Annotated in this window: 30 protein-coding genes; 11 read left to right on the top strand and 19 right to left on the bottom strand. The window is 66.1% G+C overall.

Going from position 1 to position 25460, the window contains the following annotated elements; genetic code table 11:
- Positions 1-31: 31 nt before the first annotated feature.
- The gene (locus ACYVKR_RS17730) at positions 32-1252 is read right to left on the bottom strand and encodes a CaiB/BaiF CoA transferase family protein (protein WP_460482278.1); all 1221 of its coding nucleotides are present in this window, start codon (positions 1250-1252) and stop codon (positions 32-34) included.
- A 135-nt stretch (positions 1253-1387) separates the two neighbouring features.
- Here ACYVKR_RS17730 and ACYVKR_RS17735 point away from each other — a divergent pair, with 135 nt between their 5' ends.
- A complete protein-coding gene (locus tag ACYVKR_RS17735) occupies positions 1388-2182 on the top strand; it encodes an IclR family transcriptional regulator (RefSeq protein ID WP_460482279.1) in 795 nt (264 codons plus the stop codon).
- A 188-nt stretch (positions 2183-2370) separates the two neighbouring features.
- Positions 2371-2697, top strand: coding sequence for a winged helix-turn-helix domain-containing protein (locus ACYVKR_RS17740; RefSeq protein ID WP_460482347.1), 327 nt, complete (start codon positions 2371-2373; stop codon positions 2695-2697).
- Here the strand turns inward: ACYVKR_RS17740 and ACYVKR_RS17745 are convergent.
- Positions 2694-3860 carry a DUF2325 domain-containing protein gene (locus tag ACYVKR_RS17745; protein ID WP_460482280.1) on the bottom strand — a complete coding sequence of 389 codons (1167 nt, stop codon included), beginning with the start codon at positions 3858-3860 and terminating at the stop codon, positions 2694-2696. The genes ACYVKR_RS17740 and ACYVKR_RS17745 overlap by 4 nt on opposite strands.
- A gap of 375 nt (positions 3861-4235) precedes the next feature.
- Between ACYVKR_RS17745 and ACYVKR_RS17750 the strand changes: the two genes are divergently transcribed.
- The 5 genes from ACYVKR_RS17750 to ACYVKR_RS17770 all read left to right on the top strand — a co-directional run bounded on the left by ACYVKR_RS17750 (position 4236) and on the right by ACYVKR_RS17770 (position 6910).
- Positions 4236-4664: a TOBE domain-containing protein gene (locus tag ACYVKR_RS17750; protein ID WP_460482281.1), complete on the top strand. Its 429-nt coding sequence runs from the start codon at positions 4236-4238 to the stop codon at positions 4662-4664.
- A 91-nt stretch (positions 4665-4755) separates the two neighbouring features.
- Complete coding sequence (locus tag ACYVKR_RS17755; RefSeq protein ID WP_460482282.1) at positions 4756-5037, top strand: hypothetical protein; 282 nt, start codon at positions 4756-4758, stop codon at positions 5035-5037.
- 24 nt (positions 5038-5061) lie between these two features.
- Entirely contained in the window at positions 5062-5544 is a 483-nt protein-coding gene (gene tsaA / locus ACYVKR_RS17760; RefSeq protein ID WP_460482283.1) for an SAM-dependent methyltransferase, read from the top strand.
- Positions 5545-5803: 259 nt separating this feature from the next.
- On the top strand, positions 5804-6223 hold the full coding sequence (locus ACYVKR_RS17765; RefSeq protein WP_460482284.1) for a VOC family protein: 420 nt from the start codon (positions 5804-5806) through the stop codon (positions 6221-6223).
- A 69-nt stretch (positions 6224-6292) separates the two neighbouring features.
- Positions 6293-6910: a YdeI/OmpD-associated family protein gene (locus ACYVKR_RS17770; protein ID WP_460482285.1), complete on the top strand. Its 618-nt coding sequence runs from the start codon at positions 6293-6295 to the stop codon at positions 6908-6910.
- Positions 6911-6975: 65 nt separating this feature from the next.
- On the opposite strand, the gene ACYVKR_RS17775 is transcribed toward ACYVKR_RS17770, so the two are convergent.
- The 3 genes from ACYVKR_RS17775 to ACYVKR_RS17785 are packed head-to-tail and all read right to left on the bottom strand — an operon-like array spanning position 6976 to position 9345.
- Positions 6976-7875, bottom strand: a complete 900-nt coding sequence (locus tag ACYVKR_RS17775) for an alpha/beta hydrolase (RefSeq protein ID WP_460482286.1) — start codon at positions 7873-7875, stop codon at positions 6976-6978.
- 37 nt (positions 7876-7912) lie between these two features.
- Positions 7913-8704, bottom strand: a complete 792-nt coding sequence (locus ACYVKR_RS17780; RefSeq protein ID WP_460482287.1) for a DUF2182 domain-containing protein — start codon at positions 8702-8704, stop codon at positions 7913-7915.
- Positions 8701-9345, bottom strand: a complete 645-nt coding sequence (locus ACYVKR_RS17785; protein WP_460482288.1) for a DUF1326 domain-containing protein — start codon at positions 9343-9345, stop codon at positions 8701-8703. The genes ACYVKR_RS17780 and ACYVKR_RS17785 overlap by 4 nt, the downstream gene beginning before the upstream one ends.
- Positions 9346-9491: 146 nt before the next feature.
- Between ACYVKR_RS17785 and ACYVKR_RS17790 the strand changes: the two genes are divergently transcribed.
- From ACYVKR_RS17790 to ACYVKR_RS17800, 3 genes are read left to right on the top strand one after another with little or no spacing between them, the layout of a single operon-like run.
- Entirely contained in the window at positions 9492-10058 is a 567-nt protein-coding gene (locus tag ACYVKR_RS17790; protein WP_460482289.1) for a dihydrofolate reductase family protein, read from the top strand.
- A complete protein-coding gene (locus ACYVKR_RS17795; RefSeq protein WP_460482290.1) occupies positions 10055-10528 on the top strand; it encodes a helix-turn-helix transcriptional regulator in 474 nt (157 codons plus the stop codon). Before ACYVKR_RS17790 ends, ACYVKR_RS17795 begins: the two co-directional genes overlap by 4 nt.
- A 2-nt stretch (positions 10529-10530) precedes the next feature.
- Entirely contained in the window at positions 10531-10962 is a 432-nt protein-coding gene (locus tag ACYVKR_RS17800) for a VOC family protein (RefSeq protein ID WP_460482291.1), read from the top strand.
- A 21-nt stretch (positions 10963-10983) separates the two neighbouring features.
- Here the strand turns inward: ACYVKR_RS17800 and fghA are convergent, their stop codons facing one another.
- From fghA to ACYVKR_RS17830, 6 genes are all read right to left on the bottom strand, one after another.
- The gene (gene fghA / locus ACYVKR_RS17805) at positions 10984-11853 is read right to left on the bottom strand and encodes an alpha/beta hydrolase family protein (protein ID WP_460482292.1); all 870 of its coding nucleotides are present in this window, start codon (positions 11851-11853) and stop codon (positions 10984-10986) included.
- Between the two features lie 126 nt (positions 11854-11979).
- Positions 11980-13098, bottom strand: a complete 1119-nt coding sequence (locus ACYVKR_RS17810; protein ID WP_460482293.1) for an S-(hydroxymethyl)glutathione dehydrogenase/class III alcohol dehydrogenase — start codon at positions 13096-13098, stop codon at positions 11980-11982.
- Between the two features lie 160 nt (positions 13099-13258).
- The gene (locus ACYVKR_RS17815; protein ID WP_460482294.1) at positions 13259-14257 is read right to left on the bottom strand and encodes a xylose isomerase; all 999 of its coding nucleotides are present in this window, start codon (positions 14255-14257) and stop codon (positions 13259-13261) included.
- Positions 14258-14287: 30 nt separating this feature from the next.
- Positions 14288-15358 carry an aromatic ring-hydroxylating dioxygenase subunit alpha gene (locus ACYVKR_RS17820; protein WP_460482295.1) on the bottom strand — a complete coding sequence of 357 codons (1071 nt, stop codon included), beginning with the start codon at positions 15356-15358 and terminating at the stop codon, positions 14288-14290.
- Between the two features lie 32 nt (positions 15359-15390).
- Complete coding sequence (locus ACYVKR_RS17825) at positions 15391-16377, bottom strand: PDR/VanB family oxidoreductase (RefSeq protein WP_460482296.1); 987 nt, start codon at positions 16375-16377, stop codon at positions 15391-15393.
- A gap of 90 nt (positions 16378-16467) precedes the next feature.
- A complete protein-coding gene (locus tag ACYVKR_RS17830) occupies positions 16468-17394 on the bottom strand; it encodes a LysR family transcriptional regulator (RefSeq protein WP_460482297.1) in 927 nt (308 codons plus the stop codon).
- Positions 17395-17458: 64 nt separating this feature from the next.
- Between ACYVKR_RS17830 and ACYVKR_RS17835 the strand changes: the two genes are divergently transcribed.
- Positions 17459-18484 (top strand): GlxA family transcriptional regulator, encoded by a 1026-nt coding sequence (locus tag ACYVKR_RS17835; protein ID WP_460482348.1) that lies wholly within the window; start codon positions 17459-17461, stop codon positions 18482-18484.
- A gap of 8 nt (positions 18485-18492) precedes the next feature.
- Here ACYVKR_RS17835 and ACYVKR_RS17840 read toward each other — a convergent pair whose 3' ends face one another.
- From ACYVKR_RS17840 to ACYVKR_RS17875, 8 genes are all read right to left on the bottom strand, one after another.
- Positions 18493-19794 carry a DEAD/DEAH box helicase gene (locus tag ACYVKR_RS17840; RefSeq protein ID WP_460482298.1) on the bottom strand — a complete coding sequence of 434 codons (1302 nt, stop codon included), beginning with the start codon at positions 19792-19794 and terminating at the stop codon, positions 18493-18495.
- A 31-nt stretch (positions 19795-19825) separates the two neighbouring features.
- Positions 19826-20572 carry an amino acid ABC transporter ATP-binding protein gene (locus ACYVKR_RS17845; RefSeq protein ID WP_460482299.1) on the bottom strand — a complete coding sequence of 249 codons (747 nt, stop codon included), beginning with the start codon at positions 20570-20572 and terminating at the stop codon, positions 19826-19828.
- Positions 20569-21282 carry an amino acid ABC transporter permease gene (locus ACYVKR_RS17850; RefSeq protein ID WP_460482300.1) on the bottom strand — a complete coding sequence of 238 codons (714 nt, stop codon included), beginning with the start codon at positions 21280-21282 and terminating at the stop codon, positions 20569-20571. The genes ACYVKR_RS17845 and ACYVKR_RS17850 overlap by 4 nt, the downstream gene beginning before the upstream one ends.
- A gap of 9 nt (positions 21283-21291) precedes the next feature.
- Positions 21292-21987 carry an amino acid ABC transporter permease gene (locus ACYVKR_RS17855; protein WP_460482301.1) on the bottom strand — a complete coding sequence of 232 codons (696 nt, stop codon included), beginning with the start codon at positions 21985-21987 and terminating at the stop codon, positions 21292-21294.
- Between the two features lie 67 nt (positions 21988-22054).
- Positions 22055-22882 (bottom strand): type 2 periplasmic-binding domain-containing protein, encoded by an 828-nt coding sequence (locus ACYVKR_RS17860; RefSeq protein WP_460482302.1) that lies wholly within the window; start codon positions 22880-22882, stop codon positions 22055-22057.
- A 214-nt stretch (positions 22883-23096) separates the two neighbouring features.
- Positions 23097-24407, bottom strand: a complete 1311-nt coding sequence (locus tag ACYVKR_RS17865; RefSeq protein ID WP_460482303.1) for a type II citrate synthase — start codon at positions 24405-24407, stop codon at positions 23097-23099.
- An 11-nt stretch (positions 24408-24418) separates the two neighbouring features.
- Positions 24419-24715 (bottom strand): FAD assembly factor SdhE, encoded by a 297-nt coding sequence (locus tag ACYVKR_RS17870; protein WP_460482304.1) that lies wholly within the window; start codon positions 24713-24715, stop codon positions 24419-24421.
- A 21-nt stretch (positions 24716-24736) separates the two neighbouring features.
- Positions 24737-25438: a succinate dehydrogenase iron-sulfur subunit gene (locus tag ACYVKR_RS17875; RefSeq protein ID WP_460482305.1), complete on the bottom strand. Its 702-nt coding sequence runs from the start codon at positions 25436-25438 to the stop codon at positions 24737-24739.
- Positions 25439-25460 lie beyond the last annotated feature (22 nt).

Below are 25460 nucleotides of genomic sequence, written 5' to 3' on the forward strand. Positions count from 1 at the left end.
TTTCAAAGATGGAATGGAGAAGGGAGGGCGGTCAGGTACCGAAGGCGCCGCGGCTGGACAGGGCCTGGAACTCTTCCGGTCCCAGGGACAGGTACTGCTGGAGCACCTGCGCGTTGTCCGCGCCCAACTCGCCGCTGGGCTCGTAAGGCGGAGTCTCGTGTTCCGTGAACAGCAGCGGGCTGCCGTGGGCCAGCATCTCCCCGTAGCTGGGGTGCTCGACCCAGCGCAACATGCCGGTCTGGTGCAGGTGGGGGTCGTGAACCACCTCGTCGAGTTCGCGCACAGGGGCGCAGGGGATGCGCAGGGCCACCAGGTGGTCGAACAGCGCGGCCTTGGTCCAGGTGGCGGTGACCTCGTTCAGCGCGGCGTCCATCGCATCCATGTGGGCAACGCGGTCGGTCCGGGTCAGGAAGCGTGGATCGCTCAGCCAGGCCTCGCGGCCGAGCGCACGCGCCAGCGAGACCCAGTGCGCATCGCTGACTGCCAGGATGGCGATCGCGCCGTCGGCGGTCTCGTACACGTTGTAAGGCGACATGGTGAGCCCGCCATGCCGGTTGCCCGTGCGCTTGCAGCCCTTGTCGCCCCGCTGGTGCAGGCCCAGGCTGGACAGCAGGCTGGGAAACACCGCGCTGAGCATCGAGACCTCCACGCTCGACGTGCGGCCCGTGGCGGCGCGTTCATACAGAGCCGTCGTGATGGCGCCATAGAGGTGGATGCCCGCGAAGAAATCGCACAGGGCGGGGCCGGCTTTGAAGGGCGGGGTGTCCGGCGATCCCGTGATGCTCATGATCCCCGACATGGCCTGCACCGTGAGATCCATCGCCGGGTAGTCACGGTAGGGGCCTGCGGAGCCGTAGCCCGTGCTCGACGCGATGATCAGGCGGGGGTTGGCCTGTCTGAGCGTTTCATCTCCCAGCCCGAGCCGCTCCATCACGCCAGGGGCATAGTTGTTGACGATGACATCGGCCGTCCTGGCAAGCGCAAGCAGGACGCCACGCCCGGCCTCCGTATGGAGGTCCAGCGTCAGGTTCCGCTTGTTGGCGTTCAGCACGCCGAAGGGCTGTGCCACGCCGGCAGCCCGGTCGCGCTTGCGCAGGTGCTCGCCGGACGGCGACTCCACCTTGATCACATCCGCGCCAGCCTGTGCCAGCAGGAAGGTGGCATACGGCCCGTTGTAGATCTGGGTGAGATCAAGAATGGTCACCCCCGACAGGGGAGGCGGTGCAAGTGGTGGTGTGGATTCTTTTTTCATGGAACATTGTTCTAATATTCAGAACATGGTTTCATTATGATTGGAAATGCGTGCGAGCCCATCCGGGTTTGCCCGCAATCCATAGGCAACCCGCAACTCGGCCACAATGGACCCGGGCCAACAAGCCACCACTACATGACAGTTGACATCAAGAACACAGAATCGGAGAGCGCCTCCTTGCCGCGGTTGGATGGAACCGTGGTGAAGGGGCTGGCATTGATCGAATTCCTGGCGCTGCAGGAGCAGCCCCAGGGCGTATCGGCTATCGCGCAGCATTTCGGCTGGCAGAAGAGCAATGTCCATCGCCTGCTCACCACCTTCAAGGCATTGGGCTATGTGCGCCAGGACCTGGAGACCAGCCGCTACGAGCTCAGCCTCAAGACCTGGGAGCTGGGCATGAAGGTGATTGGGCGCAGCGTCGTGAAACGGGTGGCGCTGCCTTTCATGCGCAACCTCCACCGCCAGTTCCAGGAGACCGTGAACCTCTCCATCCTGGCTGGCACCGACGTGCTGTACCTCGAAACCTTGCTGTCGAGCTACCCGTTGAGGCCCACGGCCTCGCCGGGCGCCCGTGTCCCGGCCGTGTTCACGGCATCAGGCAAGTCGCAATTGGCATTCCGTCCGGATGCGAGCCAACTGGTGGACGAGATCCTGGCTACGCGGCATGAGGCGGCCGAGCTCCCGGCCGCCAGCTTCATGCAAGAGCTGGAAGCCATACGCAAGCAGGGTTACGCCATCAGCCAGAGCGGCTGGCGCACGGGCGTGAATTCCGTCGCGGTGCCGATCACGAACAGTGGCGGCGTGTCCATCGCCAGCATTGGTATCAGCGGCCCTTCGGAACGGATGGAGCTGGATCGCATGCGGGAGATGGCCCTCGCGCTGATGCACAGCGCCGCCGAAATCGCCGAAGTCTGCAGGGGCCAAGACTAGAGCCGGCTGCTAGATCGCCGGCAAGTCCCGGGCACTCGTCGCCGCCCGGCAATGTGCCAGAATGACCCGCGCCAGGACGATGCCACAGCAGCGCCCTGTATCCGACAACGCCACTTTCCGCGATTGCAGTCCGCATGCCCGACACCCCTCCATGCCCCCATCCAGCCGCACCGGCCATGAAGCTGCGCATGCGTGTCATGGCCGGCGACGTCATTGCCATCGGCCCCGGCAAGATCGATCTCCTGGAGGCCATTGACGCTACCAGGTCCATCGCCGCGGCAGCCAAATCCCTGGGTATGTCCTACCGCCGGGCCTGGATGCTGGTGGATGCCATCAACCATGCGCTGCACGCTCCGGCAGTGGCCACGGCAACCGGCGGGGCCGGCGGCGGCGGCACGGAACTCACCGAAACGGGGCGCATGGTGGTTGCACTGTACCGGCGCATCGAACAGCGTGCCCTCAAGGCCTGCCAAGCCGATATCGACCAACTGGTGGAACTGGTCCGCTGCGCCTAGCCGTGCCTCGGGCATAAGTGCGGGGATGCCATCGCATCCCTGGCGTTCTTCACGAACTCGCGCCGGAGCGTTGCGGCAAAGCAGGCCAGGCTGGCACTGCGCAGCGGCAGGAAAGGCACCTGGTGGCGTTCGCTCAGGTGCTTGAGCCTGGCCACCGAATCGTGGTCCACGCAGTCGACCGGAAACACCACCAGGCTTGCGCGCGGCAGCAGGCTGTCCAGCCGTCCCTTGCGGTCCTCGAATCCGCCGTCGTGGTGCAGGAACTCTCCGCCGTGGCGGCGGACATAATCCCGGATCGCTGGCGTCGAACTGGGCCGCCCGCCCACATAGAGCACCCGGCGGGCATTCAGCAGCACCTCGCTGTCCGATGGCCCGTCGGCACGGTTGCCGATGCTGCGCTCCAGCGCGCTCAGGTGCTGCAATTCCGCTTCGGCGGCCGCCAGTTCCTCGGAAAGCTGTCGGCCATGCTCCTGGAGGTGCTGCAGTTGCTCCCGCACCAGCAAGAGCTGTTCCTGGGCCTCCTGCGCCAGCCGCTCCGCGCGCTCGCGCCGCTGGGCCTGCAGGGCCACTAGCCCGCTGGTTTCCACTGGAGCGCTGCGCTCGTTCCACTCCGCCCGGACCTGCGCCAGGCGCTGCTCGAAGTCGAGCGCCTGCTGCCGCAACTGCCCGGCCATCCGGTCGCGTTCGTGGATGGCCTCCTGCCGCCGGAATTGCTCGCGATCCAGGCGCTCGTGGAGTTCGGCATGCTCCTTTTCCAGCGCCACAAAGCGCTGCAGCTCATGGCGGTTGGCCGTCCCCATGAGGTGGGAGAGCATATGCACCTCGCCAAAGACCGCCTGGCGCAGTTCGGCGGTGACCGCCTTGTGCGTGAGCATGGCCCAGTAGGCGCCGGGTATCTCGCCCTGGGACCAGGCCTGTTTCCAGCGCTCCTGCAGCGCGGCTTCGTCCCTGGCCGCCGCGAAGCTGCGGATGGCTCCGGCATGCCGCAGGTCCAGGGCCTTGTGCAGGGCCTTGGAGGCCTCGCCCTTCTGCCCGGCCAGGCGCACGGCGGTGTGGTGGATCTCGAGATCGCTGAGTCCCTTGACGGCGATGTGCCTGGCCATGAGCCGGCGCAACTCCCCGGGACTTAGGCAGTTGCCCACGATGGAGCAGTGCAGGGGCATATCCAGCTCGTGGAGCCTCAGGCGGGCGCATGGGGCCTGCGCGTTGACGTCTCCTGCTCCAGGTTCTTCGCGCCTGCCGCAACCATCGGCGGCGGGATGCCCCATGCCCAGGTTGCCGAAAGCAGCAGAAACACCCAGACCTTCCAGGCTGCGCTTGAACGGGGGAACCAGCATCTTCACACCTCGCTTGATGGAAACCACATGGCATCGTAATATACGATCAAACATAACGAAGACCAACATAACGAATTCCATCTAACCGGTGGAATGCACCGCCACTATTGCTGTCCCACCTGTGAAATACACTGCCATCGCCCGCAAGGCGCTCGATCGGACAAGCGCCCGAAAGACGTAACCATCCCCAGGAGCAGCAAGATGAAAGCAAGTGCACGAAACCAGTTGGTTGGCCTGGTGGCCAGCATCCGCGACGGCAGCGTCAACGACGAGATCGAACTGCAAACGGCATCCGGCCTGCGTGTCGTGGCCACGGTCACCCGCGCCAGCCGCGAAGCGATGGGCCTGAAGGTCGGGACGGCGGCCATGGCGCTCATCAAGGCATCGGCCGTGACGCTGGTGACGGATGCCGACGGCATGCGGTTCTCTGCCAGAAACCAGTTTGAAGGCGTGGTGGCGCGGGTGAACAAGGGCGCGGTCAACAGCGAAGTGCTGCTGACCCTGCCGGGTGGCGAGCAGCTGGTGGCGATCGTCACCAATGAAAGCGCCGAAGGCCTGGAAATGGCCGCGGGCCAGAAGGCGCTGGCCATGTTCAAGGCCGGCAGCGCGATCCTGGCGGTCAAGGCCTAGGCTATCTACCGCCTGCAAGCCTCCCGCCGCCATGGCAACTGCCGGTTTTCAGCCTCATGAATCCTCGAACCCTGGTGAACGGATGATCGATATGGGAAGTGAAAAGCTCAATGTGGAAGAGCGCTTGCAGGTGCTGGAGGTGCTGATGGAGGAATCCCTGTGGGGGCCTTACCTGGACCGGCCGGAGCACCGCAAGGCCATTGCGTCTGCGCTGTATACCCGGCTCGAAGTGGCCAGGCTGCACCAGGCATATTCCCCCGGCGTCATTGCGGCCTTGTACGAGCAGGCCGATGCGCTGTCCGAGCTGGACAACATGCCCGATGCGCTCAAGCCCATGCTGCGGCCCCTGGTGCGGTCCCGTGCGACTGACTGAGCGAGCAATTGCACCGGACCAGCCATGACCGACCATATCACTCTGCGCCCCATCGGCGCTATCCACAGTCCCTTCCGTACCACGCAGGGCATGCCCATTCAGACCGTCGCCGCGGCCGACGTGGAAGGCGAGTTGGAGGTGTTTGAGGAATTTGCGGCGGGGCTGCGCGACATCGAGGGCTTCGAATACCTGATGCTGCTCACCCACCTGCACCAGGCGACGGAAAAGCTGGAGGTCGTGCCCTTCATGGACACCGTGAGCCACGGCGTGTTTGCCACCCGTGCGCCGGCGCGGCCCAACCGCATCGGCCTGTCCATCGTGCAACTGGTGCAGGTGCAGGGCCGCGTGCTGCGCTTTCGCGGCAACGACATGCTCGACGGCACCCCGGTGCTGGACATCAAGCCCTATGTGCCGCAACTGGACGCGCGTGCCACCGAGCGCATAGGCTGGTTTGGCCACGGCCTGCAGCGACTGCCTTCCGCAGTCTCGGACGACCGCATGAAATAGCGAAGGCCGGCGTGGCGCTTTCGCCCCGCCCCATGCGCAGGGATGGTTTGCTGAAGTGCCACGGTCTGCAGTACCATCTGCCAGTCGAAAAAGACGGGCCGGTATGGTTAGTCCGGTCATTCCCCTCCGGGAATTCTGCGTTGGCATGGCACCAACCCCACGACCTTCACCTGACTCCACGGGTTCAGGGTGGTGGTCGTGTGGCTGCCGCTTCGCCTTTCCTGTCGGGTGATGTTCTACCCTTTCCATGGAGAACGTCATGCATCCCAGAATCACTGTCCTTACCCTTGGCGTAGACAACCTTGAGAGCTCTGTCGAGTTCTACCGAGATGGCCTGGGCTTGCCCACAAAAGGCATCATCGGCACCGAGTTTGAAAACGGCGCCGTGGCGTTTTTCGACCTGCAGGATGGCGTCAAGCTCGCCCTGTGGCCTCGCCGGAGTGTGGCTGCAGATACCGGCCTGCCGCTGCAGGTTGGCGGAGTGTGTGAGCTGACCATCGGGCACAACGTCTCCTCCAGGGATGAAGTTCACGCCGTCATGGCGCAGGCGATGCAGGCGGGTGCCCGCATCGTCAAACCCGCTGCAGATACCTTCTATGGCGGTTTTGCCGGCTACTTCATGGACCCCGATGGACATCTGTGGGAAGTGGTTTTCAATCCCGAGATGCTTCCCGCTTGAAAGGGGAATGCGGCCGTTGTTGAGCCGCGCAGAACGCCCGCATGGGCGCTTTTGCGGCACACTCCGGCGATGCCCGCCATCCAACCCAACGTTCAAGCCGACCCCGCACCGGCCTTGTTCAAGAGCGCCAAGGCTTTCGAGGCCTGGCTGAAGAAGCACCACGCCACGTCCGACGGCCTTTGGCTCAAGATCGCCAAGCGGGGCGCCAGTGAGCCCAGCGTCACCTACCCCGAGGCAGTGGAGATCGCGCTTTGCTGGGGTTGGATCGACGGCCAGAAGAAGGGGCTCGACGACCAGCATTTTCTCCAGCGCTTCACGCCGCGGCGCGCGCGCAGCGTCTGGTCGAAGATCAACGTCGACAAGGTTGCGGCACTTATCGAGACAGGCCGCATGCAGGCGCCCGGCCACGTGCAGATCGAGGCCGCTAAGGCCGACGGGCGCTGGGCCCGGGCCTATGACGGCGCGCGCACGTCCACGGTGCCCGAGGATCTGCAGGCCGCGCTGGAAGCCGAGCCGAAGGCCAAGGCCTTCTTTGCAACGCTCAACGCGACCAATCGCTACGCGGTGCTGTGGCGCATCCAGACGGCGGTGAAAGCCGAGACGCGTGCCAGGCGCATCGCCCAACTGGTGGAGATGCTCGCGCGCGGCGAAACCATCCATATCTTCAAGCCCCGGGCCAAGGCCTGACCGGCAGCGGGACAAGGAACCGCGGCCCGTAGCCGGAGGGGCGTCCCACGCACTGCGCCAATGCGTCAGGCCTCGCTGCCCGAAGCCGTTTGCGCAGCTTCACGCAGCAGTCTTCCCGCCCTGGCGATGCCTTGCCTGCCTTGCGCCAGCACCGGGTGGTAGTTGGGCCAGATGTGGAACATCTTCGGCCAGATTTCCAGCCGCACGCTCACATCGGCCAGACCCGCCGCGCGGGTGAGTGCGATCGCGTCATCCAGCAGCGCCTCCGTGGAACCCACGAAAATCGTCAGGGGCGCTATGCCGCTCAGATCCGCGAAAACCGGTGACGCGAGAGGCGTTTCTCGCGGCCGTTTTCCCAGATACTGCTCCGCCAGGAACTGCATGATCGAGCGGTTGAGGACCGGATCGCGCTTCGCATTGCGATGGTAGCTATCCGCGGTCGCCGTCATGTCGGCCCAGGGCGAGAAAAGCAATGCGCACGCTGGCTGCCGCATTCCCAGTTCTTTCAGCCGCACGAGCAAGGCCACGGCCAGGCCGGCTCCTGCACTATCGCCTGCGACCATGATCTGGCGAGGATGGAAGCCGACATCCAGAAGGAATTGGAATCCGCTCACCGCATCTTCCAGAGCCTGTGGAAACGGGCACTCGGGAGCCAGCCGGTAGTCAAGAGCGAGTGTTCGCATCCGCGCTGCACGGCCCAGCTCGCTCACGAGGTGCCGGTGGCTCTTCAATGAGCCCCACGCATACCCTCCGCCATGCAGATAGAGGATGACTTCGCTGGTGCCCGCGACGGGCGTGGATGTCCATTCAGCCGGTACGCCATGCGCTTGTACCGGTTCCACATGGACATCCGCGGCCAGCGGAAAGCGGTCGCCGAGAGCGTCGTACGCCGCCCGGCGCTGGTCATGGGAGAGGGTCGCCGGCCGCGCACGAAGCATGGCTTCCAGTTGTTCGAGTTCATTCATCTGAATCGTCCTGCGGCTACGCAAATATGACCAAGCTTCAGACCAACAGGGTCGCTACCGCCCAGACCAGCAGGAGCGCCCCCGATACCTTGCCGAAAGCCGCTCCGGCCGGCATCAGTTTCTCGACCAGCACGAGGAGCATCAGTGCGGCAATCCAGACCAGGTTCATGATCCCGCCGACGAACAGCAAGGCCATCAGCAGCCAGCAGCATCCCACGCAGAAGGCGCCATGGCGCATGCCGAGCATGAAGCCCGCCCCGATGCCGGGGCGTGCGTACCGGGTCAGGAAATGCACCGGCGAGCGGCACTGGGTCAGGCAGGCACGCTTGGGGCCGGAAAACTGGTACAGCCCCGCAGCCGCCAGCACCGCTGCCGACAGGACAGCGCTGCGCGACCAGAGCATCATGGTCGAGATGAGCCCGGTGGGCTCCAGCATTTTCTGCAGCGTTGCAGCCGCAACTGCAAAGGCCAGCCATACCGCCAGATAGCCGACCAGCAGCAGCGAAGTGGCCGCGTAGCGGCCGGCCAGGGATACCGGCTGCCGCTCCAGCACCTTCGCGTAAAGCAGCACCAGCGGCGTCGCGCTGGGCACCATCATGGCGACCATCATGACCCACCACATGGCGGCGACGATCCACCAGCTTGCCTCCATGCTGCCTTCCATGCCCGGCTGGCGGTGGGGGAACAGGCTGAGAGTGGTCATGTCGAGCGCGGTCATGCCCATGCCCGCGCCTTGCCAGAGGTACGCCCACGATAGCGCGACAACCGCCACGATCCCGCAGAGGATGACCGCGCGCTCGTGCCGCAGCAGGGCTTGCAGGTCCATCACACGGCTGCGCGATGGCGAACGATCCCCTGGTTGTTCATGTGCAGCCGCGCGAACTGGGCGTAGCTGTCCTTCAGGTCGACCTCCAGCTTGCCTTGCGAGCGGCTGGTCGCCGAGCCGATTTCCGCAATCTCGTATTCAAAGCCGTTCGGCAGGTCGATGCGGGCGCGGTGCTCCTGGCCGGTGACGGGGTTGCGGATCGGCTCGCCGACGAGGTCGAACACGCCCTGGGCATGCACCTCACCCCGACGGCCGTCGACATCCACCTCGTAGTCGATCCTGGTGAAGATGGGTTCGTAGACTGTTTCCAAGGTGGAGGCGAACACCGCGAACATGGTCGCGAAGGGCTCGGTTTCCTGGCCCGACATGATCTTCAGGAGCGCCTCGCGCTGCTGCGGCGAGGCCTGGGCGTCGACGATGGGCTGGCATTTGCCCTTGCCTTCGTGGATGGGGCCGGGCCAGCTGAACACCACGCCGATCTTCAGGCCGTCGAGCGGCACATCCGCGAAGTGGCCCTGGTCGATGGAGATGGCCCCCATGGCCTCGCAGTAGCCCTTGGTGGGCAATGCATTGAACTGGCACGGACAGCCGTATGAGCAGTTGCAGTTGATCAACTCGGTGCCCTGAATGTCCCACGGAATCATGGCGCGCTCCCAAGTAGCTGCAAGGATTAAAGGGTAGTACCGGCGCTCGCGCATGTCAATATTGGGCCTGGGCAAACCACGAGGCCAGCAGGCAGATCCTGGCCGCAGGGCGGGCGGCTTGCCGCCTATCTCGAACGGAGGACAGCATGGGACTCTTGACCTTCAGCATCAACCTCACCCTGGACGGCTGCGTCGACCACCGGGAAGGGATCGCCGACGACGAGACGCACGCCTTCTTCACCCGCCTCATGGACGAGGGCGGGGCGATGCTGTGGGGCCGCGTCACCTACGAGATGATGGAGGGCTACTGGCCGGCGGTGGCGCGCGGCGACGTGGAGGCACCGCCGGCCATGCGCGAGTGGGCGCTCAAGCTGGAGGCCAAGCCGAAGTACGTGGTGTCCGCGACGCGAAGGGATTTTCCCTGGACCCACAGCCACCACATCGCCGGCGACCTGCGCACGGGCATACAGCAGCTCAAGGATGCCACCCCGGACGGCGTGCTGCTTGGCAGCGGCAAGCTCGCGGCCGAGCTGGACCGCCTGGACCTGATCGACGAGTACCGGTTGCTCGTCCACCCCCGGATCGCCGGCCACGGACCTACCCTGTACGAGAGCGGGCTGCCCCGCACGCGGCGGCTCGAGTTGATCTCGGCGAAGCCGCTGCGCAGCGGCGCGGTCGCCATGCATTACCGGCGCGCGCCCGCAAAGCCATGAACCAGAGTCCCGAGCTGCTGCGGCGACTGCTGCGCTCCAAGGATCGCATGGACCACGCATTCCATGAGGAATGGCCGATCCACCAATTGGCGCAGGTGAGCGCTGTCTCGGCCTCGCATTTCGCGCGCTCGTTCAAGGCGGCCTTCGGCATGCCGCCGCACCGCTACCTGCTGTCGCGCCGCATCGAGCGGGCCGTCGCACTGCTGCGCGACACGGATCTGCCCATTACCGAGATCGCGTTCCAGACGGGCTGGAAAAGCCTGGGCACCTTTGGCCGCGTCTTCCATGACATCACCGGCGAGAACCCGGGAAATCTGCGGATACGTGAGCGGCCGCTGGCCCCCGCATGGGAGCACGTGCCCGAGTGCATCGTGCGCGCCACCAACCGCCCTGACCTGAAGATGGCAGTTTCGGAGAAGCGCCGCGAGAAGCTCGTTGAGAGAATGGCGCCTCCACTAAAGGAGGTTTGAAGATGACGCAAGGTATTGGCGTAGTGGGTTTGTACGTTCGGGACCAGGACAAGGCGCTGGAGTTCTACGTCGAGCGCTTGGGGTTCCGCGTCCACACGGATGTCCGCAATGGCAACTACCGCTGGCTCACCGTGCAACACCCCGAGCAGCCCTCGTTCCAGCTGGGGCTGTTCAAGCCGGGGCCGCCGGTGCATGACGAGGCGACGGCGCGGACCCTGTCCGAAATGGTGGCCAAGGGCGCCATGCCGCCCCTGGTGCTGGTGGTGGACGACTGCCGCGCGGCCTACGAGCGCTTCAGCAGCAACGGTGTCGAGTTCACGCAGGAGCCGGTGGACCGTTACGGCGCCGTGGACGCGGGCTTTCGTGACCCGGACGGCAATGGATGGAAGTTGATCGAATCCAAGACGGCGCCGCCAGCCCAGGGTTCGCAATGAACCAGGGGGCCACGATCCGTCTTAACCCCGCAGCTGCTGCGCATGCCAGCGCAGGTGGTCGTCGACAAAGCTCTGGATGAAGTAGTAGCCGTGGTCGTAGCCCGCGTGGCGGCGCAGTGTGAGCGGCTGGCCGGCCTTGTCGCAGGCGGCCTCGAAGGCCTCGGGCAGCAACTGCTTTTCGAGCAGGAACTTGTCGGCCAGGCCCTGGTCGACGAGGATGCCGGCGGGGTAGGGTGCCTGCTTCTGCGCGGCCATCAATTCGCTGGCATCGTGTTGTGACCAGGCGGCCCGGTCGTCGCCCAGGTAGCCGGCGAAGGCCTTCTGGCCCCAGGGGCAGTTGACGGGGTTGGCAATGGGCGCAAAGGCCGAGAGGCTCTTGAAGCGGCCCGGATGGCGCAGCGCCAGCGTGAGCGCGCCGTGGCCGCCCATGCTGTGGCCGAAGATGCCGAGGCGCTCCAGGTCCACGGGCAGCCGGGCGCCGATCTGCGGCAGCAGGTCGTTCAGCAGGTAGCTTTCCATGCGCCAGTGCAGGGCCCAGGGCTTGGCCATTGCGTCCAGGTAAAAGCCCGCGCCCACGCCGAAATCCCAGGCATCGGCCTCGCCGGGCAGGTTGGCGCCGCGCGGGCTGGTGTCGGGGCAGATGAGGGCGATGCCCAGCTCGGCCGCCAGGCGCTGGGCGCCGGCCTTGACCATGAAGGTTTCCTCGGTGCAGGTCAGGCCCGCCAGGTAGAGCAGGGCCGGCACTTTTTCGCCGGCGACGGCCTTCGGCGGCAGGTAGACCGAGAACTTCATGGCCAGGCCGATCTCGCTGGAGAAGTGCTCGTAGTAGCGCTGCGCGCCGCCAAAGCAGGCGTGGGCGTTCTTGAGTTCGAGGGTGGGTTGGGGGGACATATGGTTGCTCCCAAAAGAAGAGCTGCCAGCGCTTGTTTTTCAGGCACTTGCAGCATGTTTCATATCAAGAATGGCGCTCAGCGAGCGCCATAAGCTCTCTTATTGAGAGCATTCAACGGCGCCGTTTCAGGCCTCGGCGTAGTTCACCACGCTGCGAATGGACTTGCCTTCGTGCATCAGGTCGAAGGCTTCGTTGATGTCCTTCAGGCCCATGGTGTGGGTCACGAAGGGTTCGAGCTGGATGCGGCCGGCCATGGCGTCTTCCACCATGCCGGGCAATTCGCTGCGGCCCTTGACGCCGCCGAAGGCCGTGCCCAGCCACTTGCGGCCGGTCACCAGCTGGAAGGGGCGGGTGGAGATCTCCTGGCCCGCGCCGGCCACGCCGATGATCACGCTCTGGCCCCAGCCGCGGTGCGCGCATTCCAGCGCCGCGCGCATGACGTTGACATTGCCGATGCACTCGAAGCTGTGGTCCACGCCCCAGCCCGTCATCTCGACGATGACCTGCTGGATGGGCTTGTCGAAGTCCTTGGGGTTCACGCAGTCGGTGGCGCCGAAGGTGCGGGCCAGGTCGAACTTGCTCGGGTTGGTGTCGATGGCGATGATGCGGCCGGCCTTGGCCAGTTTGGCGCCTTGCAGCACGGCGAGGCCGATGCCGCCCAGGCCGAACACGGCGACGGTGTCGCCTTCCTGCACCTTGGCGGTGTTCTTGACGGCGCCCAGGCCCGTGGTCACGCCGCAGCCCAGCAGGCAGACCTGCTCGGGGTTGGCGTCGGGGCTGATCTTGGCCAGCGAGACCTCGGCCACCACGGTGTATTCGCTGAAGGTGGAGCAGCCCATGTAGTGGTAGATGGGCTGGCCGTTGTAGCTGAAGCGGGTCGTGCCGTCGGGCATCACGCCCTTGCCCTGGGTGGCGCGCACGGCCACGCACAGGTTGGTCTTGCCGCTCTTGCAGAACAGGCATTCGCCGCATTCGGCGGTGTACAGCGGGATCACATGGTCGCCGGGTTGGACGCTGGTCACGCCTTCGCCGCATTCCACGACGATGCCCGCGCCTTCATGGCCGAGCACGGCGGGGAAGATGCCTTCCGGGTCGTCGCCCGAGAGGGTGAAGGCGTCGGTGTGGCACACGCCGGTGTGGGTGATCTTGATCAGCACTTCGCCCTTCTTGGGCGGTGCCACGTCGATCTCGACGATCTGCAGGGGTTCTCCGGCCTTGAAGGCCACGGCGGCGCGTGATTTCATGAGGGTCTTTCTGAGCGGATGGGGGAGCGAGGCCGCAGCCTGCGCGGTGCGAAGCCTTGAATGTAGGCCACGCGGGCGGCACGGCGGCCGGGTATGGCCGCTGCCGGAAGGGCTTTGGCCGAATATCGATGCAATCGAGTGCTTCGGCCATGAATGTACTTCAGCCAGGGGCCGTGGCCAGGGATTCGGCGCGGATCTGCGCCGCGGTGTCGCGGAACCACCGGGCAATGGCCACGTTCTGCTCGAACAGCGAGTACCGGGTGCCGCCGCCGTAGTCGGGCATGTCGATCATGTCGGTGGTGATGTAGCGCAGCGGGCTGCCCGGCGTGCGGTAGTGGTGGCGCAGCGCGCGCCGCACGATTTCCTTGCAGGGCTCGACGCGCCAGGCCGTCCAGGTGGCATGCCATTGGCCCGGGGCCGGGCGCGTGAACGGGTACTGGCAGGCGCGGCCGTAGTGGCCGTTGTCGGTGAGCTGCCAGATGTTGCGCGGGCCGTTGGGCGAGACCGGGCGGATCTGCAGCCAGTGCACCATGTTCTGGGCGATCCAGGCGTCGATAAGGTTGCCGCTCTCGTAGGGATCGATGACGACCTCGCCCGATTCGACCTGCGCGCGCATGCCGACCACGTCCTGCTCCTCGGGGTTGTCCAGCTTGAGCAGCACATGGCTGTGGTCGAGCACGAACTGGAACGGCAGGCCCTGCGCGCGCACGCGCTGCGCGATCGGCGTGATGCGGCGCGGGTCTTCGCTCCACATGTAGATGTGGTTCTCCATGCCGATCTCCATGCCGATGCGCTGGCCCAGCTCCCAGGCCTGCAGGGAGAAGGCCACGATGTCGTCGTCGGTCACCACGTGGCCGGCGGCGTGGCGTGTGTACAGCATGATGTTGTGGAACTCGGCGCCGGCCTCCTTGCACGCACGCAGGTTCTGCTCGAGCGCGGCTTCGTCGCGCCCCGCCGTGTACGACCACAGGCCGGTGCGCAGCGGCATGCCGTATTTGTTGGCCAGCCGGATGTACTCGCGCTCCTCGCCCGGCTGGGGCATGCGGTCGAAATGGTCGAAGACCTGGCTGTCGCGCAGCATCCTGAATTGGTCTTCGAGCGGCAGCGCCTCGCAGTGGCGTATGCCGCGGCCGTTGCAGCCCAGGGAAAAATCTTGCATGGGTAAGCTTGCTGTAGTGAGGGTGAAAAATCAGGCGACGGCGGTCTGACTGGCGGCGGGCGATGCAGCCGTTGCGGCGGCTTGCTCGGCTTCCTGCCGGCGTGCAATCAGACGGCGGATGCGGGCGGGCGCGTTGTCTATGCCCAGGCGCACGAACTCGCGCACGCCGGTACGCTCCTGCTCGCGCTGAACCAGGGCCAGGATGGCGGCGTCCTCGAGAAAGGTGTCCGTCATCAGCCGTGCGACCTGGGTGCTGGCCTCGGCGCTGTCCGCGTGGTAGTTGCGCAGGTGCAGCCAGAAATAGTGGGTCGTGGTCTCGGTCTCGGGCGTGAGGAAGTTGTACGAGAACGAGCGCAGGCCCGCGTCCATTTCCTGCTCGCTGTGCTCGCGGCCCGCGGCGATGCTGCCGAAATCCACGCAGGACACGGAGGGCAGATGGAGGTAGTAGTACTGCCAGCGGTCCACCGGCCCTGCGAAATTGCCCATGGCCTTGACCAGCGGCACGGGCTCGGAGTCGTTCACCCAGCGGTAGGCCAGCACATGGTTGTCGCCTTGTTCCACCTTCACGCCCACGTCCTCGGCCGCCGCGTTGCCGATGGTGCTCTTGTGCACGTAGGTGGTATGCGCGGGATCGACCAGGTTGTCGGTGATGTTGAGGTAGTTGCAATCAAAGTGCAGGTACTGCCCGTCCACCAGCGCCCAGCCGGGTTCGCCATGGCGGCGCACTTCGACGATGTGCGTGGCATCGGCCAGGGCCGGCTCGCCCATCCAGATCCAGACCGCACCATAGCGCTCGACCAGCGGAAAGGAGCGCGCGCAGGCCGACGGCGGAATGGCCGCCTGGCCGGGGATGCGCACGCACTGGCCGCTGCCGCTGAAGGTCATGCCGTGGTAGCCGCACTGCAGGTCGTCGCCCACCAGCGTGCCGAGGGACAGCGGCGCCAGCTTGTGCGGGCAGCGGTCGACGAGCACGGCCGGCGTGCCGTCCTGGCGGCGCCAGAACACGAGGTTCTCGCCGAGGATGGTGCGGGCGGTCAGCTGGCGGCCGATCTCGCGGCTCCATGCGGCCACGTACCAGGCATTCTTGACAAAGCTGCTCATGGGGTTCTCCTTCTGGTTCTGGGTGGGATGGCTCACAGGTCGAGCGTGATGCCGGGGCTGCGGGCGCGCGAGACGCAGAGGCAGACCATGCCTTCGCGGTGTTCCTCGTCGGAGAGCGCGTAGTCGCGGTGCTCGGCCTCGCCGTCCAGCATGCGTACCGCGCACATGCCGCATTCGCCGCGCCGGCAGTCGAACAGGGGATCGCAGCCGGCGGCGATCAGCGCGTCCAGGATGGAGGTGCCGGCAGGCACGTCGAGCTGGCGGCCGCTGCGCGCCAGGTGGACGGTGACGCCGCGGTCCGCCGCCGTGGCGGCTGGCGCCGCGAAAAGCTCGAAGTGGATGTGGCTGCGCGGCCAGCCCAGCCGCTGGGCCTCGGCCAGCGTGGCATCGATCAGGGCGCGCGGGCCGCAGACATAGACATGGCGCGAAGCCTGCGGCGCGCCGAGCACGCTGGCCAGTTGCATGCCGTGGGCGGGATCGCCGCCGTCGAAGTACAGCCGGGCGCTGGCGCCGGCCACGGCTTCGATCTCCGTTCGGTAGGGCATGAGTTCCGGGCCGCGCGCGCCATAGTGCAGAGCGTAGGGCCTGCCCGCCGCCTGCAATTGCCGCGCCATGGACAGGATGGGCGTGATGCCGATGCCGCCGGCGACCAGCAAGGCCTCGTGCGGCTCGGCGTGCAGCGCAAAGTCGTTCTTCGGCGGCTCGGCCTCAATGCGCTCGCCCACCGCCAGCTGGTGCATGAAGCGCGAGCCGCCGCGGCCGGTGGCTTCGAGCTTGACGGCAATCTCGTAGGCCCGGCCATCGCCATCGCTATTGACCAGCGAATAGCAGCGCGTGGGCTCGCCGCCGGTGCCCGGCGTGTGGACGCGGATATGGGCGCCGGCAGAGAAAGCCGGGAGTTGCTGGCCGTCCGGGCTGCGCAGGCGCAGGCGGCGTACTTCGGGCGTCAGCGCTTCGGCCGAAACCAGCTCCAGCACCAGGGTGCCGGTCGTGGGGGAGGGGGATGTAGAGGATGGCATGGGTCCATGCTAGGTCCCGTTGCCGTTGTTGAAAATGGCCAAATTTGCACCAAGCCGTGGTCGAAAATGCAGCGGCCTCGCGCAAAGGCACTACCGCCGCTTCGGCCGCGCTTCCTGCGCCGCCAGGCGCTGGATGACCTGGCTCGCGCACTCGACGAAGGCCGCCGTGGCCGGCGGCAGGCTGCGCCCGTTGCGCACATGGATGCCCAGCGTGCCCAGGATGGGCGCGCCCTGCGCGGATTCCAGCGGAATGAACCGGGTCGCATCCATGGCCTCCAGCCCCAGCCGGGTCTGGAAGGCGATGCCGTGCCCGGCGGCGGCCAGCCGCTTCATCAGCTCGACCGAGGTGGCGCGCACCACGGCCTTGGGCGGCTCGGGCAGGGCGCCCAGCTCGCCCTGGATGAGGGCATACGAGGCCAGGTCCTCGGTGCCGAGGATGAAGGGCCAGGGCGTGCATTGCGCCAGCGTCACGCTGCGTTTGCGGGCGAGCGGATGCCCGGCGGTGACCAGCGCGCCCAGGCGAAAGCGCCCGCTGGCCGCATGCGCCACGTCTTCGTGCTGCGGCATGTCGAATGCCATGCCCACGTCCGCGCGGCCGTTGGCCACGTATTCGGCGATGTGGCCCGAGCTGGCGGAACTGACATGCAGCGAGATGCCCGGGTGGCGCTCCAGCATGGTGCCGATCACCTCGGGCAGCAGCGCGCTGTGCAGGCTCTCCACGCCCACCACATGCACCTTGCCGCGCTGCAGGCCGCGCAGCATGTCCAGCTCGTTCTCCAGCCATTCGGCATCCTGCAGTACATGGGTGGCGTGGCGGGCGAACAGCTCGCCGGCCGGCGTGAGCTGCAGGCCGCTGCTCAGGCGCTCGAACAGCGCAAAGCCCAGCTCCTGCTCCAGCTGTATCAGCTGGCGGTTGACGGCCGAGGCATCGATGAACAGCTGGCGCGCGGCGCCGCGTATCGAGCCGTTGCGGCGGATGGCGTCGAAGTAGAGCAGGCCGCGGGCGTGGATATGCATGGCGCCTATTGTGCGTGCTGCGGCACGTATAGTCGGCACTTTCGCCCGCCTGCTGGCCTGCCCGATGGAACACCGCCATTCCCTGCCCCACCTGATCGATCTCATCGTCTATCCAGGCTTCAAGTCGCTCGAAGCCGTGGGCCCCATGTCCGTGTTCGACTACGCCAATGTGCACCTGCGCGCACGAGGGCAAAGCGATGGCTACGCGGTGCGCATCGCGGCCGCGCGCAAGGGCCTGGTGCAGTCGGACACGCTGATGGCGCTGGAGGCCACGCAGTCGCTGGCCGGGCTGCGCGAGCAGGGCATAGGCTGCACGGTGATCGTCGTTGGCTCGCGCCATATCGAGCAGGTGCTGGGCACCTCGCAGGAGCTGGTGCAGTGGCTGCAGGCCGTGGCGCCCTCAGTGGCGCGGCTGATCGCGCTGTGCTCGGGCAGCTTCTTCCTGGCCGAGGCCGGCCTGCTCGACGGCCGCCGTGCGGCCACGCACTGGAGCGTGGCCGGCGTGCTGGCCCAGCGCTATCCGCGCGTGCAGGTGGATGCCGACGCCATTTACGTGCGCGACGACATCCAGGACGGCGATACCGGAGTTCGCCAGCTCTGGACCTCGGCCGGCGTGACGGCCGGTATCGATCTGGCGCTGGCCGTGGTGGAGCAGGACTTCGGCCACGCGCTGGCGCTGGAGGTGGCGCGCGACCTGGTCATGTACCTCAAGCGGCCCGGCGGCCAGTCCCAGTTCAGCGTGCCGTTGGCGGCCCAGTCCACGCGGCACAGCGGCGTGCAGGCCGTGCAGCAATGGGTGCTGGCGCATCTGGCCGAACCGGTGACGCTGGCCCAGATGGCTGAGCAGGCGGCGATGAGCGAGCGGCACTTGCGCCGCGTCTTCCAGCAGGAGACGGGCCAGAGTCCCTCGGCCTTTGTGGAGCACGCGCGGCTCGAAGCCGCCAAGCAGCTGCTGGAAAACCGCAGCCAGTGGCCGCTCAAGACCGTGGCCGCGCACGTAGGCCTGGGCTCGGAGCAGGCGCTGCGGCATCTGTTCGTCAGAAAGCTGGGCATCACGCCCGTGGCCTACCGCGAGCGGTTCGGGGACTGAGCGCCGGCTCAGTCCGACTTCTTGGCGGCCTCTGCCGCTGCCGCGGCGCGCAGCTTGTCTTTCTTGCTCATGCGCCGGCCCTTGATGCCGCCATTGCCGTCCTGGGCCACGGGTGGGGGCGGCGGGGTTTCGGTGGGCTCGAAGCCGGGCACCTGCTCCAGCGCCGGGTCGATCTGGTTGCGTTTGCAGATCAGCTGCCAGTGCCCGGTGTCGCCGGGTGTTACAAAAGTAATAGCTGCTCCCGTATGTCCGGCGCGGCCTGTACGGCCAATTCGGTGAATATAGTCGGCGGGCGAACGCGGCAGGTCGTAGTTGACGACCACGGGTAGTTGCGCAATGTCGATGCCGCGCGCGGCCAGGTCGGTGGTGATGAGCAGCTGCCAGCGCTTGTCCTTGAACTGTTCCAGCACCTCGCGGCGCGCGCCCTGGCTCATGTCGCCGTGGAAGGTGGTGGCGTAGATGCCGGCGCGGTACAGCTTGTCGGCCAGCATCTCGGCCGTGTGCCGCTTGGCGACGAAGACCAGCGCGCGCTCCCAGTCGGGGCTGCCCTGGCCGTCCTGCAATAGTTGGCGCAGCAGCTGCGTGCGACGGGTGCTGTCCACGGCGATGGCGCGCTGGACGATGTTCTCGGGGCTGCTGGCGTGCTCGGCGCCCGCATCGGAATCCACCTGCACGCGCACCGGCTCGTGCAGCAGCTGGTCGGCCAGGGCCTCCACGTTCTGCGGAAAGGTGGCCGAGAACAGCAGGGTCTGGCGCTGCGCGGGCAGAAGGGCCAGCAGGCGGTTCAACTCGTCGGCAAAGCCGGGCTCCAGCAGGCGGTCGGCCTCGTCCAGCACCAGGTGCTGCACGCTGCCCAGGCGCACGGCGTTGTGCTCTACCAGGTCGAGCAGGCGGCCGGGCGTGGCCACCAGGAAATCGGCGCTGCCGCGCAGCTGCATCATCTGCGGGTTGATGGACACGCCGCCATACACCACGCGGCAGCGCGGGGGCTGCTGCAGGGGCTGCACCAGGTCGCTCAGCATCTCGTGCACCTGCAGGGCCAGCTCGCGCGTGGGCACCACGATCAGGGTGCCCAGGGTGCGGACGAAGCCGGTGTTGGCGCGTGCGGCCCCGGAGGCTTGCCATTGCTGCAGCAGCGGCAGCAGGTAGGCAGCGGTCTTGCCCGAGCCCGTGGGCGCGCAGGCCCAGAGGTCGCGCCCTGCGAGCACGGCCGGTACGGACTGCTGCTGGATGGGCGTGGGCTCGGCCAGCCCCAGGTCGAGGGCTGCATTCACCAGCGCGGGGCGCAGGCCGAGGGAGGAAAAGGACATGGTGGGCAAGGGATGGAGAGGATGAATGGGATCAGGCCGCGCTCTTTTCGAAGGGCGAGCGGATATCGGCCAGGAATTTCTGCGTGCGCGGGTGCTGCGGGTGGTTGAAGAAGTCGTGCGGCGTGGCGCGCTCGAGCACGGCGCCCTGGTCCATGAAGACCACGCGGTCGGCAACCTCGCGGGCAAAGCCCATTTCGTGTGTCACGCAGACCATGGTCATGCCGTCCTTGGCGAGGTCGCGCATCACCAGCAGCACTTCGCCGACCATCTCGGGGTCGAGCGCGCTGGTGGGCTCGTCGAACAGGATGACCGGCGGCTTGAGCGTGAGCGCGCGCGCGATCGCCACGCGTTGCTGCTGACCGCCCGAGAGCTGGCTGGGAATCGCCTGCGCCTTGTGCGCCAGGCCCACGCGCTCGAGCAGCGCCATGGCGCGCTCACGGGCTTCCGACACCGTAAGCTTCTTGAGCTGCACCGCGGCCAGCGTGCAGTTCTCGAGCACGGTCAGGTGCGGGAACAGGTTGAACTGCTGGAAGACGAAGCCGATGCCGGCACGCAGCGTGTTCACATCCAGCTTGGGGTCGTGCACGTTCTGCCCATTGAGCAGGATCTGGCCGCCCTGGATGTCCTCGAGGCGGTTGATGGTGCGGATCAGCGTGGACTTGCCGGAGCCCGAGGGCCCGCAGACCACGACGACTTCGCCGCTGGCGATGTGTTCATTCACATCGACCAGCGCGTGGTAGTCGCCATACCACTTGTTCACGTTTTGGAGTTCGATCATGCTGCAACCTTAGGGGCGATGTGGCTGCCCAGGCCTTGGCGTGCGAGCCGCTTTTCCATCCAGTGCGCGAAGCGCGACAGGCCGAAGCACAGCACGAAGTAGGTGAGCCCAAGGATGCCGAAGACCTCGGCCGGCTTGGTGAACACCAGGGTGTTGATCTGGTTGGCGATGAAGCTCACCTCGGTCAGTCCGATGATGTAGCCCAGCGAGGTCTCCTTGATGGTGGAGATGAACTGGTTGACCAGCGAGGGCAGCGAATTGCGCAGCGCCTGCGGCAGCACCACGCTGCGCATGGCCTTGAGGTAGGGCAGGCCCAGCGAGCGCGCGCATTCCATCTGCCCCTTGGGCAGGCCCAGGATGCCCGCGCGCACGATCTCGGCCAGGTAGGCGGCATCGAACACCACCAGCGCGATCAGCATGGTCCAGAACTGGTCGGTCTTCACGCCGGTGACGCTGGGCAGGAAGAAATAGGCCCAGAACACCACCATCAGCAGCGGCATGCCGCGCACCACGTAGATGAAGGCGGTGACCGGCCGGCGCAGCCAGCCATAGGGCGACACGCGCATCAGCCCGAAGACCAGGCCCAGTGGCAGCGACAGCAGCAGGCCCAGCGCTGCCAGGACCAACGTGAGCGCCAGCCCGCCGAGCGGCCCGTTGGGGTACTGCCCGATCAGGAAGTACAGCCAGTATTGTTGAATCAGCTCCAGCATGCTTGTGCCTTACATGGTGCGCACCGGGAAGCGGTGCTGGAACCAGCTCGCCAGGCCGGTGATGGCGAGCGACACGGCGAGGTAGGCGACGCTGGCGAAGGCGAAGGCCTCGAAGCTGCGGAACGACTGGCTCTCGACCTGGCCGGCCTGGTACATCATCTCGGCGGCGCCGATCACCGTGGCGATCGAGGTGCCCTTCCACAGGTTCAGCGTCTGCGAGATCAGCGGCGGCACCGTGAGCCGGAAGGCCTGCGGCAGGATCACCAGGCGCATGGCACTCAGGTAGGGCAGGCCGATGGCGCGGGCCGCCTCGAGCTGCACCTGCGGCACGGCGCGGATGCCGCTGCGGATGTCTTCCGCCATGTAGGCCGCGGTGTAGAAGCCGATGGCCAGCACGGCGCAGATCGATTCGACGGGGCCTTCGTACAGCGCCTCTTTGAGCGCCGTGGGCAGCAGCTCGGGCACGCCGAAGTACCAGAACAGCATGTGCGCCAGCAGCGGAATGCTGCGCACCACCTCCACATAGCTGGCGCCCAGGGCACGCAGCGCCTTGAACGGCGACAGCCGGCACAGCGCGATCAGCAGCCCCAGCGGCAGCGACAGGCACAGGCCGAAGAACAGGTACTGCAGCGACATCTTGAGGCCGGCCACAAGCATGTCGTGGTACTGGCCAGAGAGAAGCATCTGCGGGTCAAAGCTGGTCATGGGTGCATGAACGAAAAAGGGCCGCGGACCCGATGGAGGGGTGCCTGCGGCCCGATGCCGGGAAGGATCACTCGGTGATCTGGTCGCTGTCCATCTTGAAACGGCGGGCGCCCATCTTCAGCGCGCTCTTGCTGCCGAAGTACTGCTCGTACAGGCCCTGTGCCTTGCCGTTGGACTCCAGCTCGCGCAGCGTGTCGTCCACGGCCTTCTTGAAGCCGGCCTCGCCCTTCTTGATGCCCAGCGCGATCGATTCGGTGCTGATGGTGGAGGGCAGCAGGCGGTAGTCCTTGCGCTGGCTGCCCATTTCCACCAGGGCGCGTGCCAGGCTCATGTCTTCGTTAACGAAGGCCACGGCCTTGCCCTGCTGCATGGCGATCAGCGCCTGCGGCGAGGTGTCGAACGAGATCACGTTGACCGTGGGCACGGCCTTGCGGATATTCACTTCCATGGAGCTGCCCTTGGCCGTAGCCACACGCTTGCCGGCGAGCTCGGGCACGTCCTTCACCGGGCTGCTGGCCTTCACCATCACCTGCTGGCTGGTCACGTAGGTGGTGACCGAGAAGTCGATCTGCGCCTCACGCTCCTTGTTGTGCGTGAGCGAGGCGGCCAGCAGGTCGATATGGCCCTGCTGCAGCTCGGGGATGCGCGCGGCCAGCGTGATCTGCTTGAACACCGGCTTCACGCCCAGCTTCTGCGCCACGGCGCGGCCCAGGTCTACCTCGTAGCCCACCAGTTCGCGCGTCTTGGGATCGATGTAGCTGTTGGGCTCGTCCGTGCCCAGCACGCCCACGACCAGCTCGCCCTTCTTCTTGATGTCATCCAGCTGATCCGCGTGCACGGCGCTGCCGAACATCGCTGCACCAGCGACCACGGTTGCCAACCAATGAAACTTCATGGGGTTCTTCTCCTTGCTTGGTTATGTTTGCCAGCGGGGTGCAGGGTACTGCAGCCGCCAGTCCCGGGATCGGGCGACTGTATCCGCGCGTCCCTGTGGGCCAAGCATCATAAACCCGACGCTCGGCGGATCGGGGGCGGGCGCATGAAAAAAGCCCGCAGGCAGGGCCTGCGGGCTTTGTGTGCAGGCCCACGCAAAACCTGGGTCGCCTCGATCAGCGCTGGGCGATGGGCTTGACGTCGCGGGCGACGGAGCCGGTGAACAGCTGGCGGGGACGGCCGATCTTGTACTCGGGGTCACCCATCTGCTCGTTGAGCTGGGCGATCCAACCCACGGTGCGGGCCAGCGCGAAGATGCCGGTGAACAGGTTCACCGGAATGCCGATAGCGCGCTGCACGATGCCGGAGTAGAAGTCCACGTTCGGGTAGAGCTTGCGCTGCACGAAGTAGTCGTCTTCCAGAGCGATCTTTTCCAGCTTCTTGGCCAGGGCGAACAGGGGGTCGTTCTCCAGGCCCAGCTCGGCCAGGATCTCGTTGCAGGTTTCCTGCATCAGCTTGGCGCGCGGGTCGTAGTTCTTGTAGACGCGGTGGCCAAAGCCCATCAGCTTGACGCCGCTGTTCTTGTCCTTGACCTGTTCCATGAACTCGCCGACCTTGGCGATGCCGCCGTTGCGCTGGATGTCTTCCAGCATGTTCAGGCAGGCTTCGTTGGCGCCGCCGTGGGCAGGGCCCCACAGGCAGGCCACGCCGGCGGAGATGGCGGCGAAGGGGTTGGTGCCCGACGAGCCGCACAGGCGCACGGTGGAGGTCGAGGCGTTCTGCTCGTGGTCTGCGTGCAGGATGAAGATGCGGTCCAGCGCGCGCTCGACCACGGGGTTGACCTTGTACTCCTCGCAGGGATTGCCGAACATCATGCGCATGAAGTTGCCGGCGTACGACAGGTCGTTCTTCGGGTACATGTAGGGCTGGCCGACGCCGTACTTGTAGGCCATGGCGACCAGCGTGGGCATCTTGGCGATCAGGCGGATCGCGGCGATGTTGCGGTGCTCGGGGTTATTGATGTCGGTGCTGTCGTGGTAGAAGGCCGACATGCCGCCCACCAGGCCGGTCAGCACGGCCATGGGGTGCGCATCGCGGCGGAAGCCACGCAGGAAGAACTGCATCTGCTCGTTGACCATCGTGTGCTGGGTCACGACGTGCTCGAAGTCGGCCTTCTGCTTTTCGTTGGGCAGTTCACCGTACAGCAGCAGGTAGCAGGTTTCCAGGAAGTTGCAGTTCTTGGCCAGTTGTTCGATGGGGTAGCCGCGGTACAGCAGCTCGCCCTTGTCGCCATCGATGTAGGTGATGGCCGACTGGCAGGCTGCGGTGGAGAGGAAGCCCGGGTCGTACGTGAACATGCCCGTTTGCGCATACAGCTTGCGGATGTCGATGACGTCCGGGCCGATCGTGCCCTGGTAGACCGGGAGGTCAACGCTGGCGGCGCCGTTGCTAAACGATAGCGTGGCTTTGTTGTCTGCTAGTTTCATCACTGATTCCTTCACGAGTTGGTCCGCGGGGATGCGTTGGTTTTGCGGCTGCGCAGCATCCCGAGTACTTCCTGGACCTCGGGGGTGTCGAGTTCGGCCGTGGCCTCCTTGCGCCTGAGCAGCAAGTCGAGCAGGTCGTTGTCGGAGAGGTCCATCAAAGCGGTCAGCCCTTGCGCCTGGCGGACAGTCAGGCTTGCTCCATAGGTGTGGAAGAACTGCTCGATGAAGATGTCGTTCTCCACCAGGCCCCGGCGGCAGCGCCACTGGAGCAGGTTGCGTTCACGTTCGTCGAGCAGTTCGTTGTCCATCGCTGTGTCCTGCACCATCCGTCAGATGGCGCGACGCACCATCAGTTCCTTGATCTTGCCGATCGCGCGCGTGGGGTTCAGGTGCTTGGGGCACACGTCCACGCAGTTCATGATGGTGTGGCAGCGGAACAGGCGATAGGGGTCTTCGAGGTTGTCCAGGCGTTCGCTGGTGTGCTCGTCGCGGCTGTCGGCGATGAAGCGGTAGGCCTGCAGCAAACCGGCCGGGCCCACGAACTTGTCGGGGTTCCACCAGAAGCTCGGGCAGCTCGTCGAGCAGCTCGCGCACAGGATGCACTCATACAGGCCGTTGAGCTCTTCGCGCTCTTCGGGCGACTGCAGGCGCTCGCGCTCGGGCGCGGGCGTATCCACCATCAGGTAGGGCTTGATCGAGTGGTACTGCTTGAAGAACTGCGTCATGTCCACGATCAGGTCGCGGATCACCGGCAGGCCGGGCAGGGGCTTGAGAACGATGGTGCCCTTGAGGGTGTTCATGTTCGTCAGGCAGGCCAGGCCGTTCTTGCCGTTGATGTTCATCGCGTCCGAGCCGCACACGCCTTCGCGGCACGAGCGGCGGAACGAGATCGACGGGTCCTGCTCCTTCAGCTTGACCAGCGCGTCCAGCAGCATGCGTTCGTGGCCGTCCAGTTCGACCTCCACGGTCTGCATGTAGGGCTTGGCATCCTTGTCCGGGTCGTAGCGGTAGATTTGGAAAGTGCGTTTCATGTTCTTCTCTCGTGAGGCGGCT

Source organism: Comamonas humi, assembly GCF_054782535.1.